The sequence below is a fragment of the Paenibacillus piscarius genome, from assembly GCF_022234545.1.
Classification (GTDB): domain Bacteria; phylum Bacillota; class Bacilli; order Paenibacillales; family Paenibacillaceae; genus Paenibacillus_AQ; species Paenibacillus_AQ piscarius.
The window spans coordinates 22,433-44,557 of the sequence record NZ_JAIEUI010000032.1; the positions used below are offsets into that span (position 1 = coordinate 22,433).

Annotated in this window: 22 protein-coding genes; 1 reads left to right on the top strand and 21 read right to left on the bottom strand. The window is 55.3% G+C overall.

From position 1 onward, the window contains the following. Positions 1-229 precede the first annotated feature (229 nt). The 14 genes from spoIIE to pth all read right to left on the bottom strand — a co-directional run bounded on the left by spoIIE (position 230) and on the right by pth (position 15,894). Complete coding sequence (spoIIE, locus tag K1558_RS30620) at positions 230-2,740, bottom strand: stage II sporulation protein E (RefSeq protein ID WP_238655753.1); 2,511 nt, start codon at positions 2,738-2,740, stop codon at positions 230-232. Positions 2,741-3,196: 456 nt separating this feature from the next. Further along, on the bottom strand, positions 3,197-3,694 hold the full coding sequence (locus tag K1558_RS30625; RefSeq protein WP_238655754.1) for a S1 domain-containing RNA-binding protein: 498 nt from the start codon (positions 3,692-3,694) through the stop codon (positions 3,197-3,199). 125 nt (positions 3,695-3,819) lie between these two features. Next, positions 3,820-4,155, bottom strand: a complete 336-nt coding sequence (locus K1558_RS30630; protein ID WP_238655755.1) for an FtsB family cell division protein — start codon at positions 4,153-4,155, stop codon at positions 3,820-3,822. Positions 4,156-4,184: 29 nt separating this feature from the next. After that, positions 4,185-4,748 (bottom strand): spore cortex biosynthesis protein YabQ, encoded by a 564-nt coding sequence (yabQ, locus tag K1558_RS30635; RefSeq protein ID WP_238655756.1) that lies wholly within the window; start codon positions 4,746-4,748, stop codon positions 4,185-4,187. Beyond that, positions 4,745-5,029, bottom strand: coding sequence for a sporulation protein YabP (gene yabP / locus K1558_RS30640; protein WP_238655757.1), 285 nt, complete (start codon positions 5,027-5,029; stop codon positions 4,745-4,747). Before yabP ends, yabQ begins: the two co-directional genes overlap by 4 nt. 160 nt (positions 5,030-5,189) lie before the next feature. Next, positions 5,190-5,468 (bottom strand): RNA-binding S4 domain-containing protein, encoded by a 279-nt coding sequence (locus K1558_RS30645; RefSeq protein ID WP_036723951.1) that lies wholly within the window; start codon positions 5,466-5,468, stop codon positions 5,190-5,192. Beyond that, complete coding sequence (locus K1558_RS30650; protein ID WP_238655758.1) at positions 5,468-5,740, bottom strand: HU family DNA-binding protein; 273 nt, start codon at positions 5,738-5,740, stop codon at positions 5,468-5,470. The genes K1558_RS30645 and K1558_RS30650 overlap by 1 nt, the downstream gene beginning before the upstream one ends. Before the next feature lie 285 nt (positions 5,741-6,025). After that, positions 6,026-7,525: a bifunctional methyltransferase/pyrophosphohydrolase YabN gene (gene yabN, locus K1558_RS30655; RefSeq protein ID WP_238655759.1), complete on the bottom strand. Its 1,500-nt coding sequence runs from the start codon at positions 7,523-7,525 to the stop codon at positions 6,026-6,028. A 72-nt stretch (positions 7,526-7,597) separates the two neighbouring features. Then, entirely contained in the window at positions 7,598-9,253 is a 1,656-nt protein-coding gene (locus tag K1558_RS30660) for a putative polysaccharide biosynthesis protein (protein ID WP_238655789.1), read from the bottom strand. 161 nt (positions 9,254-9,414) lie between these two features. Next, positions 9,415-9,957, bottom strand: a complete 543-nt coding sequence (spoVT, locus tag K1558_RS30665) for a stage V sporulation protein T (protein ID WP_238655760.1) — start codon at positions 9,955-9,957, stop codon at positions 9,415-9,417. Between the two features lie 367 nt (positions 9,958-10,324). Continuing rightward, positions 10,325-11,371: a peptidylprolyl isomerase gene (locus tag K1558_RS30670; RefSeq protein ID WP_238655761.1), complete on the bottom strand. Its 1,047-nt coding sequence runs from the start codon at positions 11,369-11,371 to the stop codon at positions 10,325-10,327. Beyond that, on the bottom strand, positions 11,358-14,882 hold the full coding sequence (mfd, locus tag K1558_RS30675; RefSeq protein WP_238655762.1) for a transcription-repair coupling factor: 3,525 nt from the start codon (positions 14,880-14,882) through the stop codon (positions 11,358-11,360). Before mfd ends, K1558_RS30670 begins: the two co-directional genes overlap by 14 nt. Positions 14,883-15,013: 131 nt before the next feature. Then, positions 15,014-15,244, bottom strand: coding sequence for an anti-sigma-F factor Fin family protein (locus K1558_RS30680; RefSeq protein WP_238655763.1), 231 nt, complete (start codon positions 15,242-15,244; stop codon positions 15,014-15,016). A gap of 89 nt (positions 15,245-15,333) precedes the next feature. Further along, complete coding sequence (pth, locus tag K1558_RS30685) at positions 15,334-15,894, bottom strand: aminoacyl-tRNA hydrolase (protein ID WP_238655764.1); 561 nt, start codon at positions 15,892-15,894, stop codon at positions 15,334-15,336. Positions 15,895-15,979: 85 nt separating this feature from the next. Here pth and K1558_RS30690 point away from each other — a divergent pair, with 85 nt between their 5' ends. Then, the gene (locus K1558_RS30690; RefSeq protein WP_420800485.1) at positions 15,980-16,186 is read left to right on the top strand and encodes a hypothetical protein; all 207 of its coding nucleotides are present in this window, start codon (positions 15,980-15,982) and stop codon (positions 16,184-16,186) included. 100 nt (positions 16,187-16,286) lie between these two features. Here the strand turns inward: K1558_RS30690 and K1558_RS30695 are convergent, their stop codons facing one another. The 7 genes from K1558_RS30695 to veg form a co-directional block, all read right to left on the bottom strand. Next, the gene (locus K1558_RS30695; protein ID WP_019914487.1) at positions 16,287-17,240 is read right to left on the bottom strand and encodes a ribose-phosphate diphosphokinase; all 954 of its coding nucleotides are present in this window, start codon (positions 17,238-17,240) and stop codon (positions 16,287-16,289) included. Positions 17,241-17,332: 92 nt separating this feature from the next. Next, positions 17,333-18,733, bottom strand: a complete 1,401-nt coding sequence (gene glmU, locus K1558_RS30700; RefSeq protein ID WP_274529171.1) for a bifunctional UDP-N-acetylglucosamine diphosphorylase/glucosamine-1-phosphate N-acetyltransferase GlmU — start codon at positions 18,731-18,733, stop codon at positions 17,333-17,335. A 241-nt stretch (positions 18,734-18,974) separates the two neighbouring features. Beyond that, positions 18,975-19,262: a septation regulator SpoVG gene (spoVG, locus tag K1558_RS30705; RefSeq protein ID WP_036696395.1), complete on the bottom strand. Its 288-nt coding sequence runs from the start codon at positions 19,260-19,262 to the stop codon at positions 18,975-18,977. A gap of 209 nt (positions 19,263-19,471) precedes the next feature. Then, positions 19,472-20,299 carry a pur operon repressor gene (gene purR / locus K1558_RS30710; protein ID WP_238655765.1) on the bottom strand — a complete coding sequence of 276 codons (828 nt, stop codon included), beginning with the start codon at positions 20,297-20,299 and terminating at the stop codon, positions 19,472-19,474. Between the two features lie 149 nt (positions 20,300-20,448). Then, positions 20,449-21,303, bottom strand: a complete 855-nt coding sequence (ispE, locus tag K1558_RS30715) for a 4-(cytidine 5'-diphospho)-2-C-methyl-D-erythritol kinase (protein ID WP_238655766.1) — start codon at positions 21,301-21,303, stop codon at positions 20,449-20,451. Between the two features lie 169 nt (positions 21,304-21,472). Next, positions 21,473-21,652 carry an alpha/beta-type small acid-soluble spore protein gene (locus K1558_RS30720; protein WP_238655767.1) on the bottom strand — a complete coding sequence of 60 codons (180 nt, stop codon included), beginning with the start codon at positions 21,650-21,652 and terminating at the stop codon, positions 21,473-21,475. Positions 21,653-21,793: 141 nt separating this feature from the next. After that, entirely contained in the window at positions 21,794-22,069 is a 276-nt protein-coding gene (gene veg, locus K1558_RS30725; protein WP_238655768.1) for a biofilm formation stimulator Veg, read from the bottom strand. Positions 22,070-22,125 lie beyond the last annotated feature (56 nt).

Consider the following 22,125-nt stretch of genomic DNA (forward strand, 5'->3'; position numbering starts at 1 on the left):
GTCTTCCGATTTCCTGATTGGATAACCCATTTAGCGGTTGAAATCAGAAGACAAAGGCGAACGCTGACGCTTCTGCGGCTCCAAAATTCTCTTCGTTCCATTTATTTTACTATAATTTCAAAGCCACCCCTTTACCGCTGAACCAGCCGCGGTGAATTCTTATAATTCATGCCTAAAATGCAACATTTCATTCCTTTAGAGATTCCAAGGCCAGACCAAACACATTCTCCTAACTTACCGTACGCGGACGCTCCAGCCGGCCCACACCGGGCATATGCAGGCTGGACCACTCGGGGTGATAGTGATCGACACGGCTCACCACGATGGTCATATCATCATGAATCTCATTACCCTGATAGCGGATCACCTTCTCCAGCAGGCTGTCGGCAATATCCTGAGGATCATCACCCTCCAGCTCCTGAATCAGGCGTTTCATCCATATCTCTTTATTAACGGCATATCCGGGCGCATCGTAAATACCATCGGTCATCATTATGAGAATATCCCCCGGGCGCAGCTGCATCGTAACCAGATCGACCTCGATATCCTTGATAATGCCGATCGGCAGATTGCTGGCTGTCACCGGAATCACCTCACTGCCCCGCCGGATAAAGCTAGGCGCGGAAGCGATCTTCATGAAGATCGTCTGTGCCGAATACTGGTCAATCAGCGCCATGTCCACCGTTGCGTAGAATTCATCCGGTGAGCGCAGCAGCAGAATTGAATTGACGGACTTGACCGCCAGCTTCTCATCCATCCCCGATTGCAGCAGCTTCTCCAGCATGGATAATGCCGCGCTGCTCTCCATGCGGGCCCGCTCCCCGTTGCCCATGCCGTCGCTGATGGAGACGGCGAAGGTGCCGTTGCCCAGCTCCACCGTGCTGAAGCTGTCACCGGACAGCACATCGCCTCCTTTGGCTGCACCGGCCACACCAGTGCTGATCTCGTAGGCCTTGGCCGAGCCGAACGTCACCATCGACAAGCCCTCGCGCGGATGAACTGCCGTCTCACTGACCACCGCGATATTCTCCTCCAAGATATCGGAGAGCAGCGGAGCAATCATTTTGCGGCATTCATCGAAGCCGCGGGTGTAGGCATGGACTACTTCGATCTCCACCCGTCCGGGATCAAGGCTCAGAATCTCAATGCTGTGGATGGACAGGCCCAATTGCTCCAATGCCTCCCGGATCTGGCTCTCCTGGCGGTACATCGCCTGCCCTTCCCGCTTAATCTCCCTGGCCAGGTCCTCCATGACCTGAGAGACACCGGAGAGCTGCTCAGCCACAAACTGGCGGCTATCGTATATTTGCCGCTTCCAGCGCATATCATGCTGATAGAGCTCATATTGGCCTTTCATCACGTCAAGCACCTCGCCCGTCCGGCCGCAGATCCGGCTCCACTCCGGCGGCAGCTGGGCAGCAGTGATGTCCGGGCATTCCTCTACCGTAGTCATCATATCGGTCATGTACCGGTAGGTCTGATAGAACCGGGTGTCCCAGCAGTGGCTGCGCCGGATGCAGCCTGCGCAAGCCCCCTCGGTCACCGTATTCATGAAGTCTTCCATCTCCTTATCGCTTTTGCCGGCTTCTCCGGCGCGGGGGATCTGGCCGAAGCTGCTGGAGAGCTGCTGGAACACCTGCGAGAACTGGGTGACCCGGTCTGCAGTAATATCTCTCACCCTTCGGGCATATTCATGTTGAGAGCGGCTATGATCTGCCGTACCCGGAACATATTTGGCAATAGCCGTTATAATGCTCTTAGGCATCAGTAGAAACAATACAACGGCCGCACAAGTCTCCCAGGTTGATTTCATCACATCGCCCGGTCCCATGAAATAAACGGACAGAATCGTGGAACCCAGCAGCATGCCGATGGAGACGGCCCCTTTACGCCCGGACTGCATCATGCCTGCCAGCATGCCGGAGAAGGCCAGCAGGCTCATCTGGTAGATGGCCCCGATATCGGCAAGGCTGAGGATCAGCCCGGTTACGACACCGACAGCCGCCCCAAGCGGCGCTCCCCCGGCCAGAGCAAACACCAGAATGAGGAACCGGGATAGCACATGCTCCAGGGACAGGCCGTTAATGGACCAGCCGACGAGGCCGGTCATAACCGAGGCCAGAAGAATAATCAGGCAGAGGACCTCCTCATTGCGGAGCGCCCTGCTTTTCTGCTTATACGTGAATAAAGGAAGCGCCTGCAAAAATACAAGAGTCAGCACGAACCCGAGCACAGCATCGATCGTTGCCATCATCAGCGGATACCAGCTTAAGGCCGGCCCGATGATCACCTGGAACAGCCCGACCATAAACGCAGCCACGAACACCATAATCGGCGCATAAGACAGCTCGACCCGCTGGAAGCTCTCCAGCCCCTTGTACATCAGATAGAAAATGATCAGCTCCGCAGCAATGACGACCGCCCCGGGAAAAGGAGTGAACAGACTTCCGAGCAGAATCGCCGCGCCCACCGGCAATATGGAGTCCCGGCGCATAAATACAATGACCGCGAAATAAGCAGCAGCAAACGGTGTCAGCTCGTCCAATATCATGGCCCGGCCCAGCAGGAATCCCATCAGGCTCAGCAGCAATGTCCACTTCTTGACCGTGATGAACTGGACTGCCGGCAGCTTCGTGCCCCAAGCCTTCAGACGTGAACCCATGGCTTCTTTCTGACTCTTGTCTTTGCTACCTGCCGCTCTTGTCCATTCTGGCAAATTGACCACATTGCTTTTACTCATTCTCCAGCACCACCCGTATAAGAATTTATGAATCCCATTATATAGCGGGGGTCTTTAGGAAGTTTGTCAGAAACAGAGACCAATCTGTAAAAAATTTCCGACAAAAAAGCCTGTCCCGACATTTACCGGAAAAGCGTCCTGATCCCATGCGGGGTACAAGTTCAGCCCGCCCCGGGGCGAGTAGCGCTGCCGAATCGCCGCGCCAGGCGTTCGGGCATTCGTCAGCGATTGCCCCGGAGATATGTGAGAATGGCATAGATGCTGTCGGCAATTTGCCAAGGTCCCGACAAAAATAGCCGGAGGTTTGAGCGCCCGGCATAGAGCAACCGGCCAGGCCACCCCGCGTCGCGAGTAACAGGTGTTCGGTTTTCGCTTATATTCGGCCCGTGGACACGCAAACACAAAAAAACCGCGAAGGGCATAAGCCCCAGCGGCTGTTTATGTGCAAAACTCAGGTTATACGCGCTTGGCCCCACGGCCGCCGCGCTTTCCTTCTGTGTTCTTCTTGATCGAAGACATCCGTTCTTCGCTGTCTTTCAGGAAGCGTGACATTTTATCCTCGAATGAAGGCTTACCGGCTGCAGGCTTGAATGGACGCCCACCCCGTTCACGATTGAATCCACCGCCGCCTCCGCCGCTGCCACCACCGCCGAAACGGTCTCCACCGCTTGGACGTTCAGGTCTTGGAGCTCTGGGGGGACGTACTTCCGATGCCGGCTTATCAACGGCTTGCTTGATGGAAAGTCCGATTTTGCCGTCCTTGTCAACATTGATCACCTTGACGGTTACGACATCCGCAATCTTCAAATGATCGTTAACATCCTTGACGTAATTATCGGCGATTTCCGAGATGTGAACGAGACCTGTGACACCTCCTGACAGATCCACAAATGCTCCGAAATGCGTGATGCCTGTCACCTTGCCCTCTAACTTGGTGCCCACTTCAATTGCCATAGAATAAAATGATCCTCCCTTAAAAATATACAGACGAATATAATGACTATCCTGTCTGCGGTGATTTGATTATACAGGAAAGAACAAAGCAAGGCAACAGAGCAGAAGCCTCTTTTCGCCTGCTTTTATTGCCCGGATGGCTCTGTACGGATAGGCAGTTCACCTGCAGGATACATATTGTACCATTTGCGCGCCAATTGTCCGACATACTCATCATTGTTCAGTCGCTGGACTTCGTATTTGAGCTGATTCAGTGAGGCTGTCACACTGTCGTTGGCCTCTTGCTTACGGGCGAGCTGTGCGCTCTTGTCGGCAATCGCTGCACTCTGGGCAAAGAAGGTGTAGCCGGCCCAGCCGAAGAATACGGCCATCACAAAAATCCATATAAACCTTCTTCGCTTCGCGCCTGCGGCCGAAGCATTCTGGTTACTCTTCTTCTCTTCCGCAGCGAATCTGTTCATTCAGCATACCCCCAATTCCCAGTTCATGGTCAGCGATGCCGCCGCCTTGAGATCCATTCAGTGATCCGCCTGATCCGCCCGCTATGTGCGAACCGGGACAGATGCGGAGACACCCACCTTACAGGAAGTACCCAGATTGGCTTGGTTAGACGCAGCAGCAGCTTAAAAATATACAGAAGGACCCGGCCGAGCAGCAGCAGCGTCCCCTTAATGACACGCCACAGCCAGAGAACCGGCCCGCCCACCGCGATCTTGATAAACCGCCACAGCAGCCTGCACATGTACTGTACTGACTGAATTAACATTACCACAAATCGCCGTACGGGAATACTGAAGATCAAAAAATAGATCCATACACCTAGAAAGAGGCCAAGAACGACATAAAACCTCAATTGTCCCTGATTTCCGGCATACAGCAGGCGGAAGACAAGCAGGGCCGACGCTACCCAGTACAGCAGATCCAGCAGCGCATTCAGCCATTTGGGGAAGCCGAGCTTCAGCGACAGCACCCGGTAGCTGTCATAGGCCAGACCCATGGCAATGCCGGCCAGCAGCATGTAGATCAGGGTGATCCATTGGACTGCGGGATTCATTTGAAGAGCTTGCGGAGAATCCCTTTATTTTTACCTTGCGCACCGGGGTCCAGATAAATCAGGGAATGTACATTGCCCTCAAGGGACAACAGCCCATTCTCCAGATTCAGATTCTTGATATGTAAATTCGTCCCCCGGATGGTCAGTTGGCCGAGTTCTGTACGAAGCAGAAACTCCTCACTGTCAAAGCTCTCCACATTCTGCACACCTGTCAGCTCAACCTGCTTACGGCTGCGCATATGAAGATCATGCTGTTTGATTCCTTTGGCTGGCTCGATCATAGCATGTACCCCTCCTTCTTGCTTCTAATCTATGAGGGAGGGACAGGGGTTAGAACAGGCCGTCCAATTTCTTATACTAAAAAAAGAGGCCTCCCGGACAGCCGTCTTACGGCTGCCTGGAGTACCTCTTCGATGCAAACTGGATAACCCGTGCTTCGGTCTACCAGTCAAGCCCGGTGCTCTTGGCCACCGGTTCTTCACGGAGCAGCGTGTACATTCCGGCGGCTTCGTCCTTGCGGGTCGTCTCCACCAGCTTCTCCACCTTGACGGTGACCAGCTTCTGGCCGAACTGCACCGTGATCTCGTCACCGATCTTCACAGTGCTGCTCGGTTTGGATTCGCGCCCGTTGATCAGCACCCGGCCCTGTTCGGACACATCCTTGGCCACCGTGCGGCGCTTGATCAGCCGGGACACCTTCAGGAACTTGTCCAGACGCATTAGTTAACGGCTTCTTTGAGCTTGTTGCCTGCCTTGAAGGCCGGCACAGTGGATTCCGGAATTTCAATAGGTGTGCCCGATTGCGGGTTGCGGCCGGTACGGCCGGAACGCTTGCGTGTTTCGAAGGTGCCGAAGCCGATCAGCTGAACTTTGTCGCCGCTGGCAAGAGCTTCAGTAATTTCACCCAGTACTCCGTTGATTACAGCTTCTACATCTTTTTTGGCCAATCCGCTTTTTTCGGAAATGTTGTTTACCAGATCTGTTTTGTTCATAATTTGAAGTTCCTCCTAGGATACAAAAAATAAATGAAATTCAGGTTTGCCGCGAAATATTTGCCGCAAATCGTCATTTCGTCTTTATGATATTCTTGCTTCTGCCCGCAATTCCTGCCGCGATCCGCCGTTTTTTTTGAAAAAGGTACATCCTGCGTAAGATATAGCAGCCGCCAGGGCACTCTAACATTATAAACCTCTCTCTTAATTTCCAATCAGCGAGGTCAGAGATTCCGGCTACATTCACAGCATTGCCGTAAATGTGCTGCCTTATACTCTTCTAATCTATTGTTTTCGCTCGCCGGCCTTGGCCTCCTGCCAAAGGGTCTCCATCTCCTCCAGGCTGCTGTCCTGCACCCGGGTGCCCTTCTCAAGCAGACGCTGCTCAATATACTGGAAGCGGGATACAAACTTGCGGTTGGTGCGGGTCAGCGCCTCTTCCGGATCGGCATCGATGAAGCGCGCCAGGTTGGTGGCGGCGAACAGCAGATCCCCCAGCTCCAGCATCTGCTCCTCGGGAGTCTGCCCCGTTTCAATTGCTTCCTGCAGCTCGTCCACTTCCTCACGGATTTTGGCCAGCACCTCACCGGCGTTCTCCCAATCGAAGCCGACCTTGGAGGCCTTCTTCTGCAGCTTGTACGCCTTCATCAGCGCAGGCAGGTCACGCGGCACTCCACTGAGCGCAGATTGGGCCTCCGGCTTCACGCCCTTCCGGCGCTTCTCCTCAGCCTTCATGCCTTCCCAGTTCTGCAGCGCCTCCTCGGCATTCCCGGCCGCCTGATCGCCGAACACATGCGGATGGCGGAAGATCAGCTTCTCATTCAGCCCCTCGATGACATCATAGACGCTGAAGGTCCCCAGCTCCTCCTCCATCTGGGAGTGGAGCATTATCTGGAGCAGCAGGTCGCCCAGCTCCTCCTTCATATGATCCGGATCATCCTCATCAATGGTCTCCAGCACCTCATATGTCTCTTCGATCAGGTTCTTGCGCAGGGATTCATGCGTCTGCTCACGGTCCCAGGGGCAGCCCTCCGGGCTGCGAAGAACCTGAACAATCTCATGCAGCCGGGCAAAAGACCGCTTGCGGACCTCATCGGCCCGGTTCAGCGGCACATAGACCAGCGACAGGTTGCCGTAGCCGTCCAGCCGGTCCAGCTCATAGAGCGGCACGCGCAGAATCTGCTCCTCCCCCTCTACACCAAGCGCATGGCCTACAATGACCTCATACTCGGGCGGATAAATCTCCATCAGACACAGCTTGGTCTCAGAGGCGGTGAAGCTGTCATAGACCTGGCCAATCAGGGTATGCAGCTCCGGGTGCAGCTGGGCGCTGCTCATGCCGGAGGCATCCAGCAGCTGGAACCCTTCAATCGGATCAAAGCCAAGGCGCACAAACGCCTCATCCAGGAAGCTCTCCCCGCCAAGAATCGTCAGCGGGATGCCCGCCCCGGGGCAGCGCTCGCGCAGCAGGGACACTGCCGACTCAGCCACCATGGGATGACCCGGCACCGCGTAGACGATCTCTGTGCCGTCCGGAGCCCCTGCTGCCTTCTCTATCAGCGCAGCGGTAATGGCTTCATAGACCTCCGGGAAGGAGGCGAACGATTCATACAGCCCGTCGAAGGACGCTGCGGCAATCTCCAGCTCTGCCAGGGCGGCCATGACGGGATGCTCAGCGGTCCGCACGTATACAGCGGAGGCCGCCTTCAATTTCTTGATAATGCCGAGCGTGAGCCGGTCCGGGTTCCCGGAGCCCAGGCCGACCACGGTTAATGTTGCACTCATGCTAGGGTCCACTCCTTCCAGGCAGCCGCCTGCTGTACTCCGGGCGGCTGCGCTATGTATTATTCACGCGCCTTAAGGGAACAGGCGCAGCTTCTTCAGCTTGTCCGCCAGGCGGGGCCCGAAGCCCGGCAGCTGGCGCAGCTCACGCTCGCTGAGCAGCCGCAGCGCCACGGCGCCGAGCGCGAAGACCAGGACGCCTGCGAGCACGCCGAGCAGGCTCTGCGCCAGCGCCGCGGCCCGCCCGCCGCCGAAGCCGGCGGCGTCTGCCGCCCGGCCTGCGCCGAGGCTCACGGCGGCGGCCGCAAGCCCCAGGCCCGCGAGCAGCGCCGCGGGCTTCAGCAGGGCATCTGCGGCACGCAGCCGCAGATAGCCCTGGCGGCGGAGCAGCAGCACGTTCAGCGCTGCTGCGAACAGATGGGCGGCCACGCCGGCGATGGCCGCCCCGGTAATGCCCTGCTGCGGGACCAGCAGCAGGTTGAGGGCCGCCTTCAGCACAGCGGCGGCCAATAGAGCCAGCGCCGGCGCACGCACGGCGCCCAGGCCTTGCAGCAGCGCGGCGGAGATGATGCTGACCGTGCCGCCTGCGGCGGTGAAGGCCAGCCAGGCCATCGCGCCGCTGCCGGCGGCGTCCCCGTACAGAGCCGTGTTCACCGGCTCTGCCAGCACGGCCAGGCCGACGGATGCGGCTAAGCCCAGGAGCCAGAACCAGCGCAGCGACAGTGTGATGCGCGTGCGGATCAGTGCCTCATCGCCCTTGTATTTCGCTTCGGCCAGAGCGGGAATGAATACCACCGACAGCGAGGTCGCCAGCATCGTGACAATCTGCACGAGCGGCAGGCCGCGGTTGTAGATGCCGAACTGCGCCATCGCCGCCGTCCCGCTGTGGCCGCTTCCCGCCAGCAGGCGGGGAACCGTGAACACATCCACCAGGCCGATCAGCGGAACGGCCAGCGCTCCGAGCATGACCGGCAGCCCGTAGGCCAGAAGCTGGCGGGCAGGGACACCCTGCCCTCTGCAGGCGGCTGCCGGAGCAGCAGCGGGCTTCAGCGGTGATTCCGTCCATCCGGCCGGCAGGCTCCGGCGGCGGTGCCGGCGCCAATACAGCAGCATCACGCCAAGGCCCGCCAGCCCCCCGCCGGCCGGTCCAAGCAGGGCTCCGGCGGCAATACCGGCCGCGTCCGCTCCGGCTGCCGTCAGATACAGCAGCAGCGCGATCATCACCGCTACGCGCACTGACTGCTCTACAACCTGCGACACGGCGGTTGGCACCATGTTGTGCAATCCCTGGAAGTATCCGCGCAGCGCGGCCATCAGCGGCACTACCGCGAGCCCCCAGGCGCTGCTGCGCAGCGCGGGGATAATATGGGAGCTGCCGACCCACACTGCAATCAGCGGGGCCCCGGCATAGACCAGAACGCCAAGCACCAGTCCGCTGACCGCTGTAATCCCGGCTGATAACAGCAGCACCCGCCGTCCCTTCTGTTCATCCTGCGCTGCCGAGGCCTCGGCCACGAACCGGGAGATGGCGGCAGGCAGGCCCAGCATCGCGACCGTGACGAGAATGGTGTAGAGCGGATAGACCGTATTATAGATGCCGAATGCAGCATCCCCCCCGAGATTCTGCAGCGGAATCTTCTGCAGGGTGCCGATCAGTTTGGAGAATATCGCTGCGGCGCTAAGAATGAATGCGCCTTGCAGCAGCTTCGAGCCTTGCGGATTCGATATCATCATATACCTGCTTTTGAATAGTCTGAATAGAATGAATTTCTATATTATAACTGATCTTAGCCTGTAAGTGAAAACACCCCCGGCCGCAACAAACCCCGTCTTCCCTTTAGACTAGCCTTAGCCCAAAGGAAAAACGGGGTTATATGTGAATACACTTGCTATTATTGCTCCATCTGCTTGCCCAGGAAGGCAGCAGCCGTCTCCGCCATCTTAACTTCCATCTGTGCCATTTTAACCGAATCATCCTTGTTCAGCAGCACTACGCAGCCGATGGGATCACCGCCGGAGATAATAGGGGCCGCCACATAACTCGATAACAGCTCCGAGTGGTCTTTGCTGATGTCGTAGCTGCCGCCGTTGGTCTCAAGGACCGTCTTACGGTTCTCCATCACCTTCTCCAGCAGCATCCCCACCTGTTTATCCAGATAGTCCTTCTTGGAGCCGCCGGCGAGCGCGATGAAGCTGTCCCGGTCCGTAATCATCGTAATATGGCCTGTCCCTTCATACAGCGACTCCGCATATTCCTTGGCGAAATCACCTAATTCACCGATCGGTGAATATTTCTTCAGAATCACCTCGCCGTCACGGTCAACGAAAATTTCCAGAGGATCTCCTTCGCGAATCCTTAATGTACGTCTAATTTCTTTGGGGATAACAACCCGTCCGAGGTCATCAATACGGCGAACAATACCAGTAGCTTTCATTTCACATGTTGCCCCGCTTTCTTAAGAAGTATGTTCCAACTACTGTCCATTAAGGGAATGGTTATTCCCAGTGATTTATCGTAATATCTGACCATAGTATTCATCTCTTCCCAGTTCCTTATACATCCCCCAGCCTGCATATCATTGTTCAGGTCAAATTAGAACGCCATGGTCCGGCACCATTCCAGTTATGATCACAAATGGCCATTTCTATACTCCACTTCTTGCCAACGCCCCCACAATGTGGAGCTATAGCTTCGATGATGGCTCAGGTACTTTGCGCGGACCCCGAAACATACAAATTCTTATCATTCAAAAAAAGCCGCCCGGATGCATACAGCATCCGGGCGGCTTGTCCATTCCAGTTCTATTTGGCTGCCTCGGTAGCAGCAGGTGCTTCTGTTGAGGCAGGTGCTTCTGTTGCGGCCGGCTCATCCTTGCCTGCAGCCGGCGCCTCGCTGGCGGGAGCAGAGCTCTTCGGCAGGTTAATTTTGATCTCCAGGCTGTCCAGATCCTTCTCCAGGAAGTTCTCCAGGGCGGCGGAAGCAGCAGAATTCTTCACGGTCTGGAGCTGCTCCGGTGTCAGCGTGTCGAAGGTTGTATCCTTACGGGCTTCCACCTTGATGATGTGATACCCGAAGCTGCTCTTCACCGGATCACTGATCGTGTTCAGCGGCAGGGTCTGGGCCGCAGCCTTGAATTCTGCTACATAATTTACCAGAGGCTTGTCCTTGTATTCGCCGCCCGTCTCCTTCGTAGCGGTATCATCGGAGTATTCCTTCACCACAGCGGCAAAGTCTGCCCCGCCGTCGAGCTTCGCCTTCACTTCCTGAGCCCGCTTCAGTGCATCGGCATCGGACCGCTCCTTGCCGGCGCTGTCCGTCAGGCCGATCAGCACATGGCGCAGGCTGGCCACAGTATAATCAGCCTTAGTGGCTTCATACTGCTTCTTCACCTGGTCATCCGTTACCTTAAGCAGCATGTCCTGATATACGGTAAGCACGCGCTGCATATAGGTGCGCAGATCGGATTCGCTCAGATCCTGCTCCTTCAGCGCTTTCTTATAGTTATCGCCCAGCGTAGTCTTGATATTGGCAATCTGGGTATCCACTTCCTTCTCGGCTGCCTTCTTCGCTTCGTCCTTAGCCTGTCCGGCTAAATATTCAAAGGCAACCTCCTGCTTCAGGATCGACTCCTTGAACATGTCGATCTCCAGGTACTGGGCCTGTTCGGGCGAGAGGAACTTCATCACACGTGTATCTACGTTGAATTCCTTCTCAGTAATGGTTCCGCCTTTATAGGTAGCAACCGCAGTATCGCTATTCTTGTTGCTGCAGGCAGCAAGCATGGAGAAGGACAGCGCTGCGGTCAGCGAGACCGCCAGTACCTTCCAGGATTTTTTATTTAACGACATTCTGTAATTCTCCCTTCGATTTTAGAGACTGTCCGGCTGCCGCGAGGAATTGCTCCAGCAGCTCCAGCAGCTCCTTGTCACCCAGATCCTTCACCTTGATGCGGATGGTGGCTTTGGCATCCTTATCAAATTGTACACGTCTTTCAAAACTATTACCAACCTTGGCCAGCTTCGCTGTATCGAAGGCCCCGATGCTTCCTTCATGGAAATTCAGCGAGACCTCATCTCCGCGCCGGACGATGGATTCCATGCCGTACAGCTTGCCGTACACTTTCAGCCGGGCTACGGACAGCAGGTTAATGACCGACTCCGGCAATTCGCCGAACCGGTCGAGCAGTTCATCCTCAAGCTCGCCGGCATCCTCGAAGGAAGCTACTGCAGCCACTTTTTTGTAGATTTCAATCTTCTGGATACTGTCGTAAATATACTCGGACGGAAGATACGCGTCAATCGACAAATCAATGACCGTATTCCCCTGCTTCAGCGACGTATCCTCTTCACCCAGCACGCTGACCTTGCGCTTGCGGATTTCCTCCGCCAGCATCTGTGAATAGAGGTCGAAGCCGACCGAAGCGATGAAGCCGTGCTGCTCCGCGCCGAGCAGATTGCCCGCTCCGCGGATGGAGAGGTCGCGCATGGCAATTTTGAAGCCGGATCCCAGCTCCGTGAATTCCTTAATCGACTGCAGGCGCTTCTCGGCCACCTCAGTCAGCACCTTATCGCGCTGGTAGGTGAAATAAGCATAGGCAATCCGGTTGGACCGCCCAACACGTCCGCGCAGCTGATAGAGCTGGGACAGCCCCATTTTGTCGGCATCATGCACAATAAGGGTGTTGACGTTGGGAATATCAACCCCCGTCTCGATAATGCTGGTGCTGACCAGCACATCATACTCCCCGTCCAGGAAATCAAGTATCGTCTTCTCCAGCTCCGACTCCGACATCTGCCCGTGCCCGATGCCCACTCTGGCCTCCGGCACCAGCATGGAGATCTGTGCAGCCATCTCCTGAATGCCCTGAACGCGGTTATACAGATAATAGACCTGCCCGCCCCGGGCGAGCTCACGCTCTACCGCTTCGCGGATCAGGGTCTGGCTATGCTCCACCACATACGTCTGAACCGGGAAACGGTTCTCCGGCGGGGTCTCAATGACCGACAGATCGCGCACGCCAAGCATCGACATATGCAGCGTACGGGGGATCGGCGTTGCCGTCAGCGTCAGGACGTCGACATTCGTCTTCAGCTTCTTCAGCTTCTCCTTATGGGTAACCCCGAAGCGCTGCTCTTCATCGACAATCAGGAGGCCCAGATCCTTGAAGACCAGATCCTGTGACAGCAGGCGGTGCGTTCCGATAACGACATCCACGGTCCCCTGTCTTACGCCCTTAATCGTCTCATTCTGCTCCTTGCGGCTGCGGAAGCGGCTAAGCACCTGGATATTCAGCGGATAATTGGCAAAGCGCTCGCGGAAGGTCTCATAATGCTGCTGCGCCAGAATAGTCGTCGGCACAAGGACGGCCACCTGCTTGCCTTCAATCGCCGACTTGAAAGCGGCCCGGATCGCCACCTCCGTCTTGCCGTAGCCCACATCTCCGCAGAGCAGCCGGTCCATCGGACGGTTCTGCTCCATATCCTTCTTGATCTCTTCAATCGCCCGCAGCTGGTCACGGGTCTCTTCGTAAGGGAACATCTCTTCGAATTCACGCTGCTCCTGGGTATCCTTCTCGAAGCCGTAGCCCAGCGCACTCTGGCGCTCTGCGTACAGCTTGATCAGATCATCGGCTATGTCCTGCACCGAGCTTCGGACCTTGCTGGTCACCCTCGTCCACTCATTGCCGCCCAGCTTGTATACCTTCGGCTCCTTGTCTTCTGATCCGACATATTTCTGAATCAGGTCGATCTGGTCAATCGGCACGGACAGCTTGTCGCCGCCCGCATAGAGAATATGCATGTAGTCACGGTGAATTCCGCTGACCTCCAGCGTTCCGATACCCATGTATTTGCCGATCCCGTGGTTCTGGTGCACCACATAATCGCCGATCTTCAGCTCCGTATAGCTCTTAATGCGTTCAGCGTTATCCATGCCCTTAGTGACTTTACGGGCCTTACGCTGCTTCTGCGAGAACATCTCGCCTTCCGTAATGACTGCCAGATGGATCGAAGGCAGCTCGAAGCCGGAGCCCAGATTCCCCTGAAGGATAAGCGGCTCCTCAATACCATAGTCATCCAACACCCGGCGGACCCGTTCGATCCGTTCCTCGCTGCTTGCGAGCATCATCACCTTCACGCCGGACTTGTGCCAGCGTTCCATCTCCGATTTCAGCACATTCATCTGACCATGGAAATCCTGCATTCCCCGGCTGATGAAGCCTAAGATATTCTGCGGCTGAATATGCGGAACCTGACGCAGGAAGGTCGACATGAACAAGCTCTGGAACGGCCGGCTATACATAATAGCATCGCCTTCGACAGAGAGATGAAGCTCAGGCAGGTTCTTGCCGTTCTGGAGCAGATGCAGATTCCACTCCGACTCATCGCGCTCCAGCTGCTTAGCTGTCTCCAGCAGTCTTGCCGGCTCATCCAGCACCAGTACCGTATCCTGTGCCATGTAGTCATACAGATGGGTGCGTTCCGGATACAGCAGGCTGATATATTTATAGACCTCGGGGAAATAAGTGCCTTGGCGCAGCATCTCCAGCTCACGGCCGAGCTCCTCGCGCAGGCGCTGCTTGGCCTGGCGGTCCGTCATCTTCTCCAGCTGCCGCTCCAGCATGGCAGACGCAGCGGAAGAAGCCGCATCCTGGCGCAGCTGATCGGCGATAATCTCCTTGGCCGGTGTAATCTTCACACTGTGGACCTTATCAATCGAGCGCTGATCCATCGGATCGAACGTACGGATCGAATCTACCTCATCATCAAACAGCTCCACCCGGTAAGCCAGCGGAGACGTCATAGGATAGAAGTCGATGATTCCCCCGCGCACGCTAAGCTCGCCGCGGTTCTCCACCCGCTCCACCCGCTCGTACCCCATCTCTATCATCGAGAGGAGGAAGTCATCCAGCACAAGCGTGCTGTCCTGTGACACAGTCAGCTGAGCCTCCGCCATTACATGGGGGGCAGGCAGCAGCCTCCGTACACCGGAATAAGGAACGACTACGATGCCGCGGAAGCCCTGGGCACATCTGGTCAGCACATCAATCCGCTGCGCCAGCGTCTCAGGACTGGAGACCGCCGCTTCGGCAGCCACCAGCTCATTGGCCGGATAGAGCAGCACCCGGTCCGGGGAAAGCGCTTCCTGCAAATCATCAGCCATCTTCTGGGCGGAGAACATATTGTGGGTTACAACGAGCAGCGGCCGGCCGGTCTGTTCATGCAGCGCAGCCAGCATAATCTGTCTGGCCGAGCCGGATAAGCCGGAGATGAGCTGTTCCTTCATGCCTGCAGCCAGACCGCTGGTGACCGACTGGAAATCAGAATCCTTGGAAAAAGCTTCTATAAGACCTTGTAACAACAGGTGCACCTCTCTTACTGAACAGGCGGACAGCGGCAGAGCCGCTGACACCCGTTATAATTAGAATCGAAAACAAGCCTCAGCGATAAAGCCAAGGCTTGCGGATAACGATAGAGACAGGCGCTTCCACCTTACTGAAGCGGACTGGCCAGGAGGCTGAGCTCGGGATTGTACTCCAGCGCCTGCTTGCAATAATCGCAGGTCACCTTCACCGTAATCTCGCCTTCTGAATCATACGCTATTATATCTCTGCGCTCCGCAGGGGTCAAGGAATGCAGCCCCAGCTGCATCTCTGTAATATCACTTCTGCCAATGCTTCCCAGGAATGTCCTGCAGTGCCTGCATACATAGTGTATTGCCATCTATATGCCTCCCGAAGATAGTATATACCTTCAGTATGCCCCGCCCGGGATTGCTTTAGCCTGAAGTGCCTGAACCCTTTGCCTTGGGTTTATCCGTTGAATTTGGCCATGGTCTGTTCAAAAGTATGCTGCAGACTGAATTCGACAGCATCACAGGTATCCGTAATCATGCTCTCAAGCCTTGCCCCATCCTTCTTAGGGAAGGTGGACAGCACATAGTCAACGATGGCAAAGCCCGGCTCCGGCCGGGAGATGCCCATACGCACCCGGTTGAAGGTCTGGGTGCCGGTATGCTGGATAATTGACTTAATTCCGTTATGCCCGCCGGCACTGCCCTGATAGCGCAGCCGGATTTTGCCCAGCTCGGTATCCAGATCGTCATAGACCACGATCATATCCTCAAGCTGTACCTTATAATAATCCATATACGCCCGGACGGCTTCACCGGACAGATTCATGAAGGTCATCGGTTTAATCAGTACCGTCTTGATGCCGCTGATGACGCCTTCGCCGATCACCGATTTGCATTTATTCTGGTTGAAGGTGATGCCATTCCTGGCCGCAAGCTGATCAAGCGCCATGAAGCCGACATTATGCCGGGTCTTCGCGTATTGCGGTCCGGGATTCCCGAGTCCAACAATCCATTTCATAATTAAGGTTTATCCTTTCCATCCGGTACTTTCAGCAGAAGAGTTCCGTTTTTGGTACAATAAGTGTATTCTCCGGAGACAGGTGATGACAATGCCACATCAGGGCGATATTCTAACATTACAGCGCCATTTCCAGTACCATATTCTCAATGCTGTGCCTGTTGAAGTCTATAGGGGGAACGCGCACGTAGACATCGGTGTGATTACAGCCGTAGACGAAGGCTTCGTAGAGCTGCAGGGGACGCTGTACAACCGCAGCCTCTTCACCTTCATCTCCCGCCCGGGTTACTAAGGCTTCTGCGCTGAGTGGAAGCCCCGCTCTTCGCATCACGCCGACAAGGGTTACATCTTCCATATAGGAAAGGTGTAACCCTTTTACTATTTAGCGCAGTCTATTCGATTTCGAACAGCTTGCTGATCGACAGCTCCTCATGCACCCGGATGATGGCTTCACCCATCAGCGGGGCAACAGACAGCACCTTGAGCTTGCTTGTCGGATTGCTGCTGCGGATCGGAATGGTATCCGTCACGATAATTTCCTTGATTGGAGAGTTCTCCAGACGTTCATGTGCAGGACCGGACAAGACAGGATGGGTACAGCACGCGTAGACTTCCTTCACGCCACCCTCCATCAGAGCATTAGCTCCCAGCACAATCGTGCCGGCTGTATCGATAATATCATCGATCAGAATCGCTGTTTTGCCTTCGATGTTCCCGATGATGTTCATCACTTCGCTGACATTAGGCTCAGGGCGCCGCTTGTCGATAATCGCCAGCGGAGCATTGAGGAAGTCGGCGAGCTTTCTGGCGCGCACCACGCCGCCATGGTCCGGAGATACAACCACCGGGTTCTGGATCTGCTTGGAACGGAAGTATTGGGCCAGAATCGGAACACCCAGCAGATGATCGACCGGGATATCGAAGAAGCCTTGAATCTGCATCGCATGAAGGTCCATTGTAATGACACGGTGTGCACCTGCTTTTTCGATCAGGTTCGCTACCAGCTTGGCCGTAATCGGATCGCGGGAACGGGCCTTACGGTCTTGACGGGCATACCCGTAGTACGGAATGACAACGTTGATGCTCTTCGCAGAGGCACGCTTCAGCGCGTCCACCATGACCAGAAGCTCCATCAGATTGTCATTCACCGGACCGCAGGTGGACTGTACGATGTAGACATGACAGCCCCGGACGCTCTCCGACAGCTTGACCTGAATCTCTCCGTCACTGAAGCTGGTGGTATGGGACTCGCCCATCGGAATGCCGATATAATCGGCGATCTGGCTGGCCAGCTTGGGATTGGAGTTGCAAGTGAAAATCTTGAGTTTGGAATCACAATAAGTCATAAAATATAAACCCTCCGTGACGGAATTTAACATTCAAACAGCGCCGGCGCGGATGTGTAAGATGTCCGTCCGGCGCTTATGGCCTGAACCTCTTACGATGGACTATGCTGGTCTTTCTTAGCTTTGGCGCGGGCGCGGATCTTCTCCGCATAGCCCGGCTTATTCTCCTGCCTAACTCTGGCAATCGCCAGATCATCCGCTGAAACGGAACGCGTAATGGTTGAGCCTGCGACAACAAATGCCCCCCGGCCCACTGTAACCGGAGCGACCAGATTCACGTTGCTGCCGATAAAGGCATCGTCACCGATCTCCGTCTTCGACTTATTGTAGCCGTCATAGTTCACAGTGATCGCGCCGCAGCCGATATTGACGTTCCTGCCGACCTCGGCATCACCGACGTAGCTTAAATGGGAGACCTTGGAGCCGTCGCCGATCGTCGCATTCTTGACCTCCACGAAGTCGCCGATCTTAACCTCCTGGCCCAACACCGTACCCGGGCGCAAATATGCAAAAGGCCCAACGGTAGCCCGTGTGCCGACCTGAGCCTGATTCAGTACCGACTGCTTCACCGCAGCCCCGTCCTTAATCACGCAGTCTTCAATTTCGCTGGCGGGTCCGATAACGCAATCCTCACCGATGACGGTCTTGCCCTTCAGTACCGTGCCCGGATAGAGCACTGTATCTGTCCCGATGATGACCTCTGCTCCAATATAGGTGGAGGCCGGATCAATTATAGTTACTCCGCCAAGCATATGTCTGCGGTTGATACGCTCGCGCATGTAGCCTTCCGCTTCCGACAATGCCAGACGGTCATTCACACCGATAGATTCCGTTACATCATTCGTCTGATAACCAAGTACGATATCCCCTTGTTCCCGGAGAATCCCGATAACATCAGGCAGATAATATTCCTGCTGGTTATTGTTATTGGTTACCTTCTCAAGTGCAGCAAAGAGCTTGGCGTTATCAAAGCAATAGGTGCCTGTATTAATCTCATGAACCGCCGCTTCTTCCTCCGAACAGTCCTTTTGCTCCACGATTCTGAGCACACCGCCATCTTCTCCTCGGATAATCCGTCCGTAACCGGCAGGCTGCTCCATCACCGCTGTCAGGACCGTAGCGGCAGCGTTCTGCGACTCATGCAGAGCCATTAAGCCTTCCAGAGTCTCAGCTGTCACCAGCGGCGTATCTCCGCAGATCACAACCGTCGTTCCTTCCTCACTGCCCAGAAGCCCCTTGGCCTGCTTGACGGCATGACCTGTACCGAGCTGTGTTTCCTGCAGCACATATTCGGCAGACTGGCCGAGATAGGCTTTAACCTTCTCTGCCCCGTGCCCTACGACAACAACGGTACGCTCACTGCCGGTAGCCTTCACCGTATCCAGCACATGCCCTACCATAGGCTTCCCGCAGACAGGGTGCAGTACCTTGTATAATTTTGATTTCATGCGCTTGCCTTGGCCTGCAGCAAGAACAACAGCCATTCTTTTCAAGAATGCCAACCTCCTACTTCTTGAACTCACTACTGAATATATCTCATTCCGCGCAAAAAGAAAAGAGAACCATGCCTGCATGGTTCCCTTTTCTTCGAACCCCAATAAAATCACCCCACAAAAGTGAGGCTTTGGCTCCGAGGCTGACCCGGGTACTTGCGGGGACCCCGAAACATACCAGAAGGTATGGCCTGTCGCCGCCCTTGGGGAGGCAGCAATTCTGGAGAGTCAGCGCTTACGCTTATGCTCCCTCTTCAATAACTTCCTCTTCTTCCGTAGCGGCTCGTTCGTACTCGGCCAGTACCGCAGATTGAATCTTCTCGCGCGTTCCCGAAGAGATCGGGTGTGCGATATCGCGGAATTCACCGTCAGGTGTACGCTTGCTGGGCATCGCAACAAACATCCCGTTATTCCCGTCGATGACGCGTATGTCATGAACAACAAACTCGTTATCGATTGTAATGGATGCAATTGCTTTCATTCTCCCCTCAGAGTTGACGCGGCGGAGTCTGACATCCGTAATTTGCATATGTGTGTTCACCACCTTTTTCCATCAGAGACTTGGTGTATAATTCCACACAGCAAAGCGAATTCCTTCTTTTTGATTCCAAATAATGCCTGATAATGAAGAATATTTTTGCCGAATCTTCGTTTTCGACAGATTTCGTGCACTTATCTTAAAAATCCTCACCGTTTCGACATTATACACGGATTCTTGAAATGGGAATCGCCGCCTGTTCAAGAGGAGAAATAATTGCCCGGCAGTGCCGAAATCCGCCGTACCTTGGAGTCCACCTCAGTGAGCTTAACCAATGAGACATAATCATGCAGCAGGCGCTCTTCCTTCTCTACGGCACCGGATTCTACCAGGACCCCTACGCCCGCCACCTCGGCATTGAACTCCTCCAGCAGATCGACCATGCCCCGCACCGTGCCGCCTGCCTTCATGAAGTCATCCACAATCAGCACCCGGGACTTCTCGCGCAGCGCCCTTCTGGAGAGCGACATCGTATGAATGCTCTTGTGCGACCCCGATACGTAGTTAATGCTTACCGCCGATCCTTCCGTTACCTGATGGTCGCGGCGCACCAGAACGACTGGCAGCCCCAGCTGGGCAGCCGTCGCATAGGCCAGCGGAATGCCCTTGGTCTCCACGGTCATCACGACATCAATCTCCACACCGTAGAAGGCGGTGGCTATAAGCTTGCCGGCCTGCTCCATCAGCGATGGGAGGCCCAGCAGATCCGACATGTACAGATAGCCGCCCGGCAGAATCCGGTCACTCTGTTCAAGCTGTCCGCACAGCCGGTTCACGAAGGCCAGGGCCATATCCATCGGCATCTGCGGAATATACCTTACCCCGCCTGCCGCGCCTGCGAGCGTCTGCAGCTCGCCTACGCCTTCGCCTTCAAATACCTCTTTTATAATGGCCAGATCCTCGCTGACCGATGATTTCGCTGCCCCGTACCGCTCTGCAAAAGTGGACAGCGGCAGCAGGTCATGCGGCTTCTCCAGCAGAAATTGGGTCATATCAACCAGCCGCTGGCTTCGTTTAAGTTTCTTCACGGAATGCTCCTCGCCATATAAGCTGAATTTAAGAATAACGTTAATGCTTGATTCTTAAATTCACTTTATACAAAACCGAATATTTATAATGAATAATATCATTATTGTACGGATTTATACAAGTGAAAACGGTTCTGCGCTGAAATCCGCTAGCTCAGCGAACGCACAGCATAGACCTCCTTGCAGAACCCGCGCAGTCCGTTATAGATTCTGGCTACCTTCGACTGCCTGGAGACAAGGCCGAAGACCGTCGGACCGCTGCCCGACATCAGCACTCCGTCAGCCCCCAGCTTCTCCATTGCTTCCTTGAGCTGCTGCACTTCAGGATGCAGCTTCAGCGTTACGTCCTCCAGCACATTCCCCAGGCCCGCACAGACAGCCGCGAAATCACCGGCCTCAAGGGCCTGCCGCATCCGGAGCGCCGACGGGTGCACCGCGATCTGATTGGCACGCACGCGGCCGTACACCTCTGCCGTCGATACATTAATCGGCGGCTTGGCCAGGATAACCCAGCACTGCGGCGGATTCTGGATCGGCGTCAGCTTCTCCCCCCTGCCTGTAGCCAGGGCAGTGCCTCCAGTGACGCAGAACGGGACATCTGAGCCCAGCTCGGCGCCCAGCTCCTGCAGCTCCTGCGCCGGAATGCCGAGACGCCAGAGCCGGTTCAGGCCGCGCAGCGTAGCCGCGGCATCACTGCTGCCGCCGGCCAGCCCGGCAGCCACGGGAATTCTTTTGTCCAGATGGATATGTACACCGCTTCTTACGTTATACCGGTCCTTAATCAGCCTAGCGGCCTGGAACGCCAGATTCTTCTCGTCCAGCGGAATATATCCGGCCTGGCTAGAGATAATAATGGAATCCCGTTTCAGCTCCGACAGCTCCAGACGGTCAGCCAGATCAACCATAGTCATAATCATTTCGACTTCATGAAATCCGTCAGCACGCTTATGCAGCACATCGAGCATCAGATTTATTTTGGCCGGCGCTTTCTCATACATTTTCAAGGCGTTCACCCACCCTCGCTTTTCCCGTAAAAACAACTTAACATATTATATGAGAAACTTGCAGTGAAGTCCATTATATCCCCCGGAACCTATCCATTTCACTTCATTGCAAAAAAGGCACCGCCCGCAGGCGATACCCGAATGCATGAACGTCCTCTTCCCCGGCAGCCTACGATTTGCGTGCGGCCGCCTGTTCAGCCAGCTGAATCGCCCGCTTCACCATATTCCCGGCGTCAACCGCCCGGATCCCGCCCCAGCCCTCCCGTTCCACGGTCCCGTAGAATCCAAGCTCCTTCGCCAGCTCCGTCTTCAATTCCTCCGACATCATACCCCGTCTTCTGCGGCTCATTCGGATTCCTCCCTTTGTGCTAGTGGATGATGAATGTACTGCCTTTGTAGTATGCGGCTAAGGGGCAAATGTCATGCAGCCACCCCACAACGTGTAAATTCAAAAAAAAACAGCCCCCCTGCCGGGGAACTGTCCGTGACGCTAAGCTTTGACATACATAATCCGCATCTGCCCATCGTCTTCGTTAACTGTGATTTCCACAGATTCAGTAAGTATATCCGCATAGCTATAGGAGACACGCTTGAAGCTCTGCTGCTCCTGATCAAGTTTGACAATAAAAACAGAAGGGTACGTTTCTTCCAGGACACCGGTACGTTCAACCGTCTTCCGACGGCCCCCGTTAGCCCGTAGTGTAATCTTGTGACCGACGTGAGCTTCGAGACTGCGTTTGATTTCCAACAGCGCGTTATTAGCCATTCCTGACGACCACCTCTTTTCTTGTCCATTATACAGCTTCCAAACATCAATGTCAA

Excerpts from the sequence above, each read along its gene's own strand:
- K1558_RS30630 (WP_238655755.1), bottom strand. The coding sequence starts at position 4,155 with ATGAACAGATTCGCTGCGGAAGAGAAGAAGAGTAACCAGAATGCTTCG.
- yabN (WP_238655759.1), bottom strand. The coding sequence starts at position 7,525 with ATGAGTGCAACATTAACCGTGGTCGGCCTGGGCTCCGGGAACCCGGAC.
- K1558_RS30720 (WP_238655767.1), bottom strand. The coding sequence starts at position 21,652 with ATGAGCCGCAGAAGACGGGGTATGATGTCGGAGGAATTGAAGACGGAG.
- veg (WP_238655768.1), bottom strand. The coding sequence starts at position 22,069 with ATGGCTAATAACGCGCTGTTGGAAATCAAACGCAGTCTCGAAGCTCAC.
- yabQ (WP_238655756.1), bottom strand. The coding sequence starts at position 4,748 with ATGAATCCCGCAGTCCAATGGATCACCCTGATCTACATGCTGCTGGCC.
- K1558_RS30625 (WP_238655754.1), bottom strand. The coding sequence starts at position 3,694 with ATGGCAATTGAAGTGGGCACCAAGTTAGAGGGCAAGGTGACAGGCATC.
- K1558_RS30680 (WP_238655763.1), bottom strand. The coding sequence starts at position 15,244 with ATGGCAATACACTATGTATGCAGGCACTGCAGGACATTCCTGGGAAGC.
- spoVT (WP_238655760.1), bottom strand. The coding sequence starts at position 9,957 with ATGAAAGCTACTGGTATTGTTCGCCGTATTGATGACCTCGGACGGGTT.
- spoVG (WP_036696395.1), bottom strand. The coding sequence starts at position 19,262 with ATGCAAATTACGGATGTCAGACTCCGCCGCGTCAACTCTGAGGGGAGA.
- K1558_RS30660 (WP_238655789.1), bottom strand. The coding sequence starts at position 9,253 with ATGATATCGAATCCGCAAGGCTCGAAGCTGCTGCAAGGCGCATTCATT.
- K1558_RS30690 (WP_420800485.1), top strand. The coding sequence starts at position 15,980 with ATGACAATGCCACATCAGGGCGATATTCTAACATTACAGCGCCATTTC.
- spoIIE (WP_238655753.1), bottom strand. The coding sequence starts at position 2,740 with ATGAGTAAAAGCAATGTGGTCAATTTGCCAGAATGGACAAGAGCGGCA.
- pth (WP_238655764.1), bottom strand. The coding sequence starts at position 15,894 with ATGAAATGGATTGTTGGACTCGGGAATCCCGGACCGCAATACGCGAAG.
- yabP (WP_238655757.1), bottom strand. The coding sequence starts at position 5,029 with ATGATCGAGCCAGCCAAAGGAATCAAACAGCATGATCTTCATATGCGC.
- K1558_RS30650 (WP_238655758.1), bottom strand. The coding sequence starts at position 5,740 with ATGAACAAAACAGATCTGGTAAACAACATTTCCGAAAAAAGCGGATTG.
- K1558_RS30645 (WP_036723951.1), bottom strand. The coding sequence starts at position 5,468 with ATGCGTCTGGACAAGTTCCTGAAGGTGTCCCGGCTGATCAAGCGCCGC.
- K1558_RS30670 (WP_238655761.1), bottom strand. The coding sequence starts at position 11,371 with ATGTCGTTAAATAAAAAATCCTGGAAGGTACTGGCGGTCTCGCTGACC.
- K1558_RS30695 (WP_019914487.1), bottom strand. The coding sequence starts at position 17,240 with ATGACTTATTGTGATTCCAAACTCAAGATTTTCACTTGCAACTCCAAT.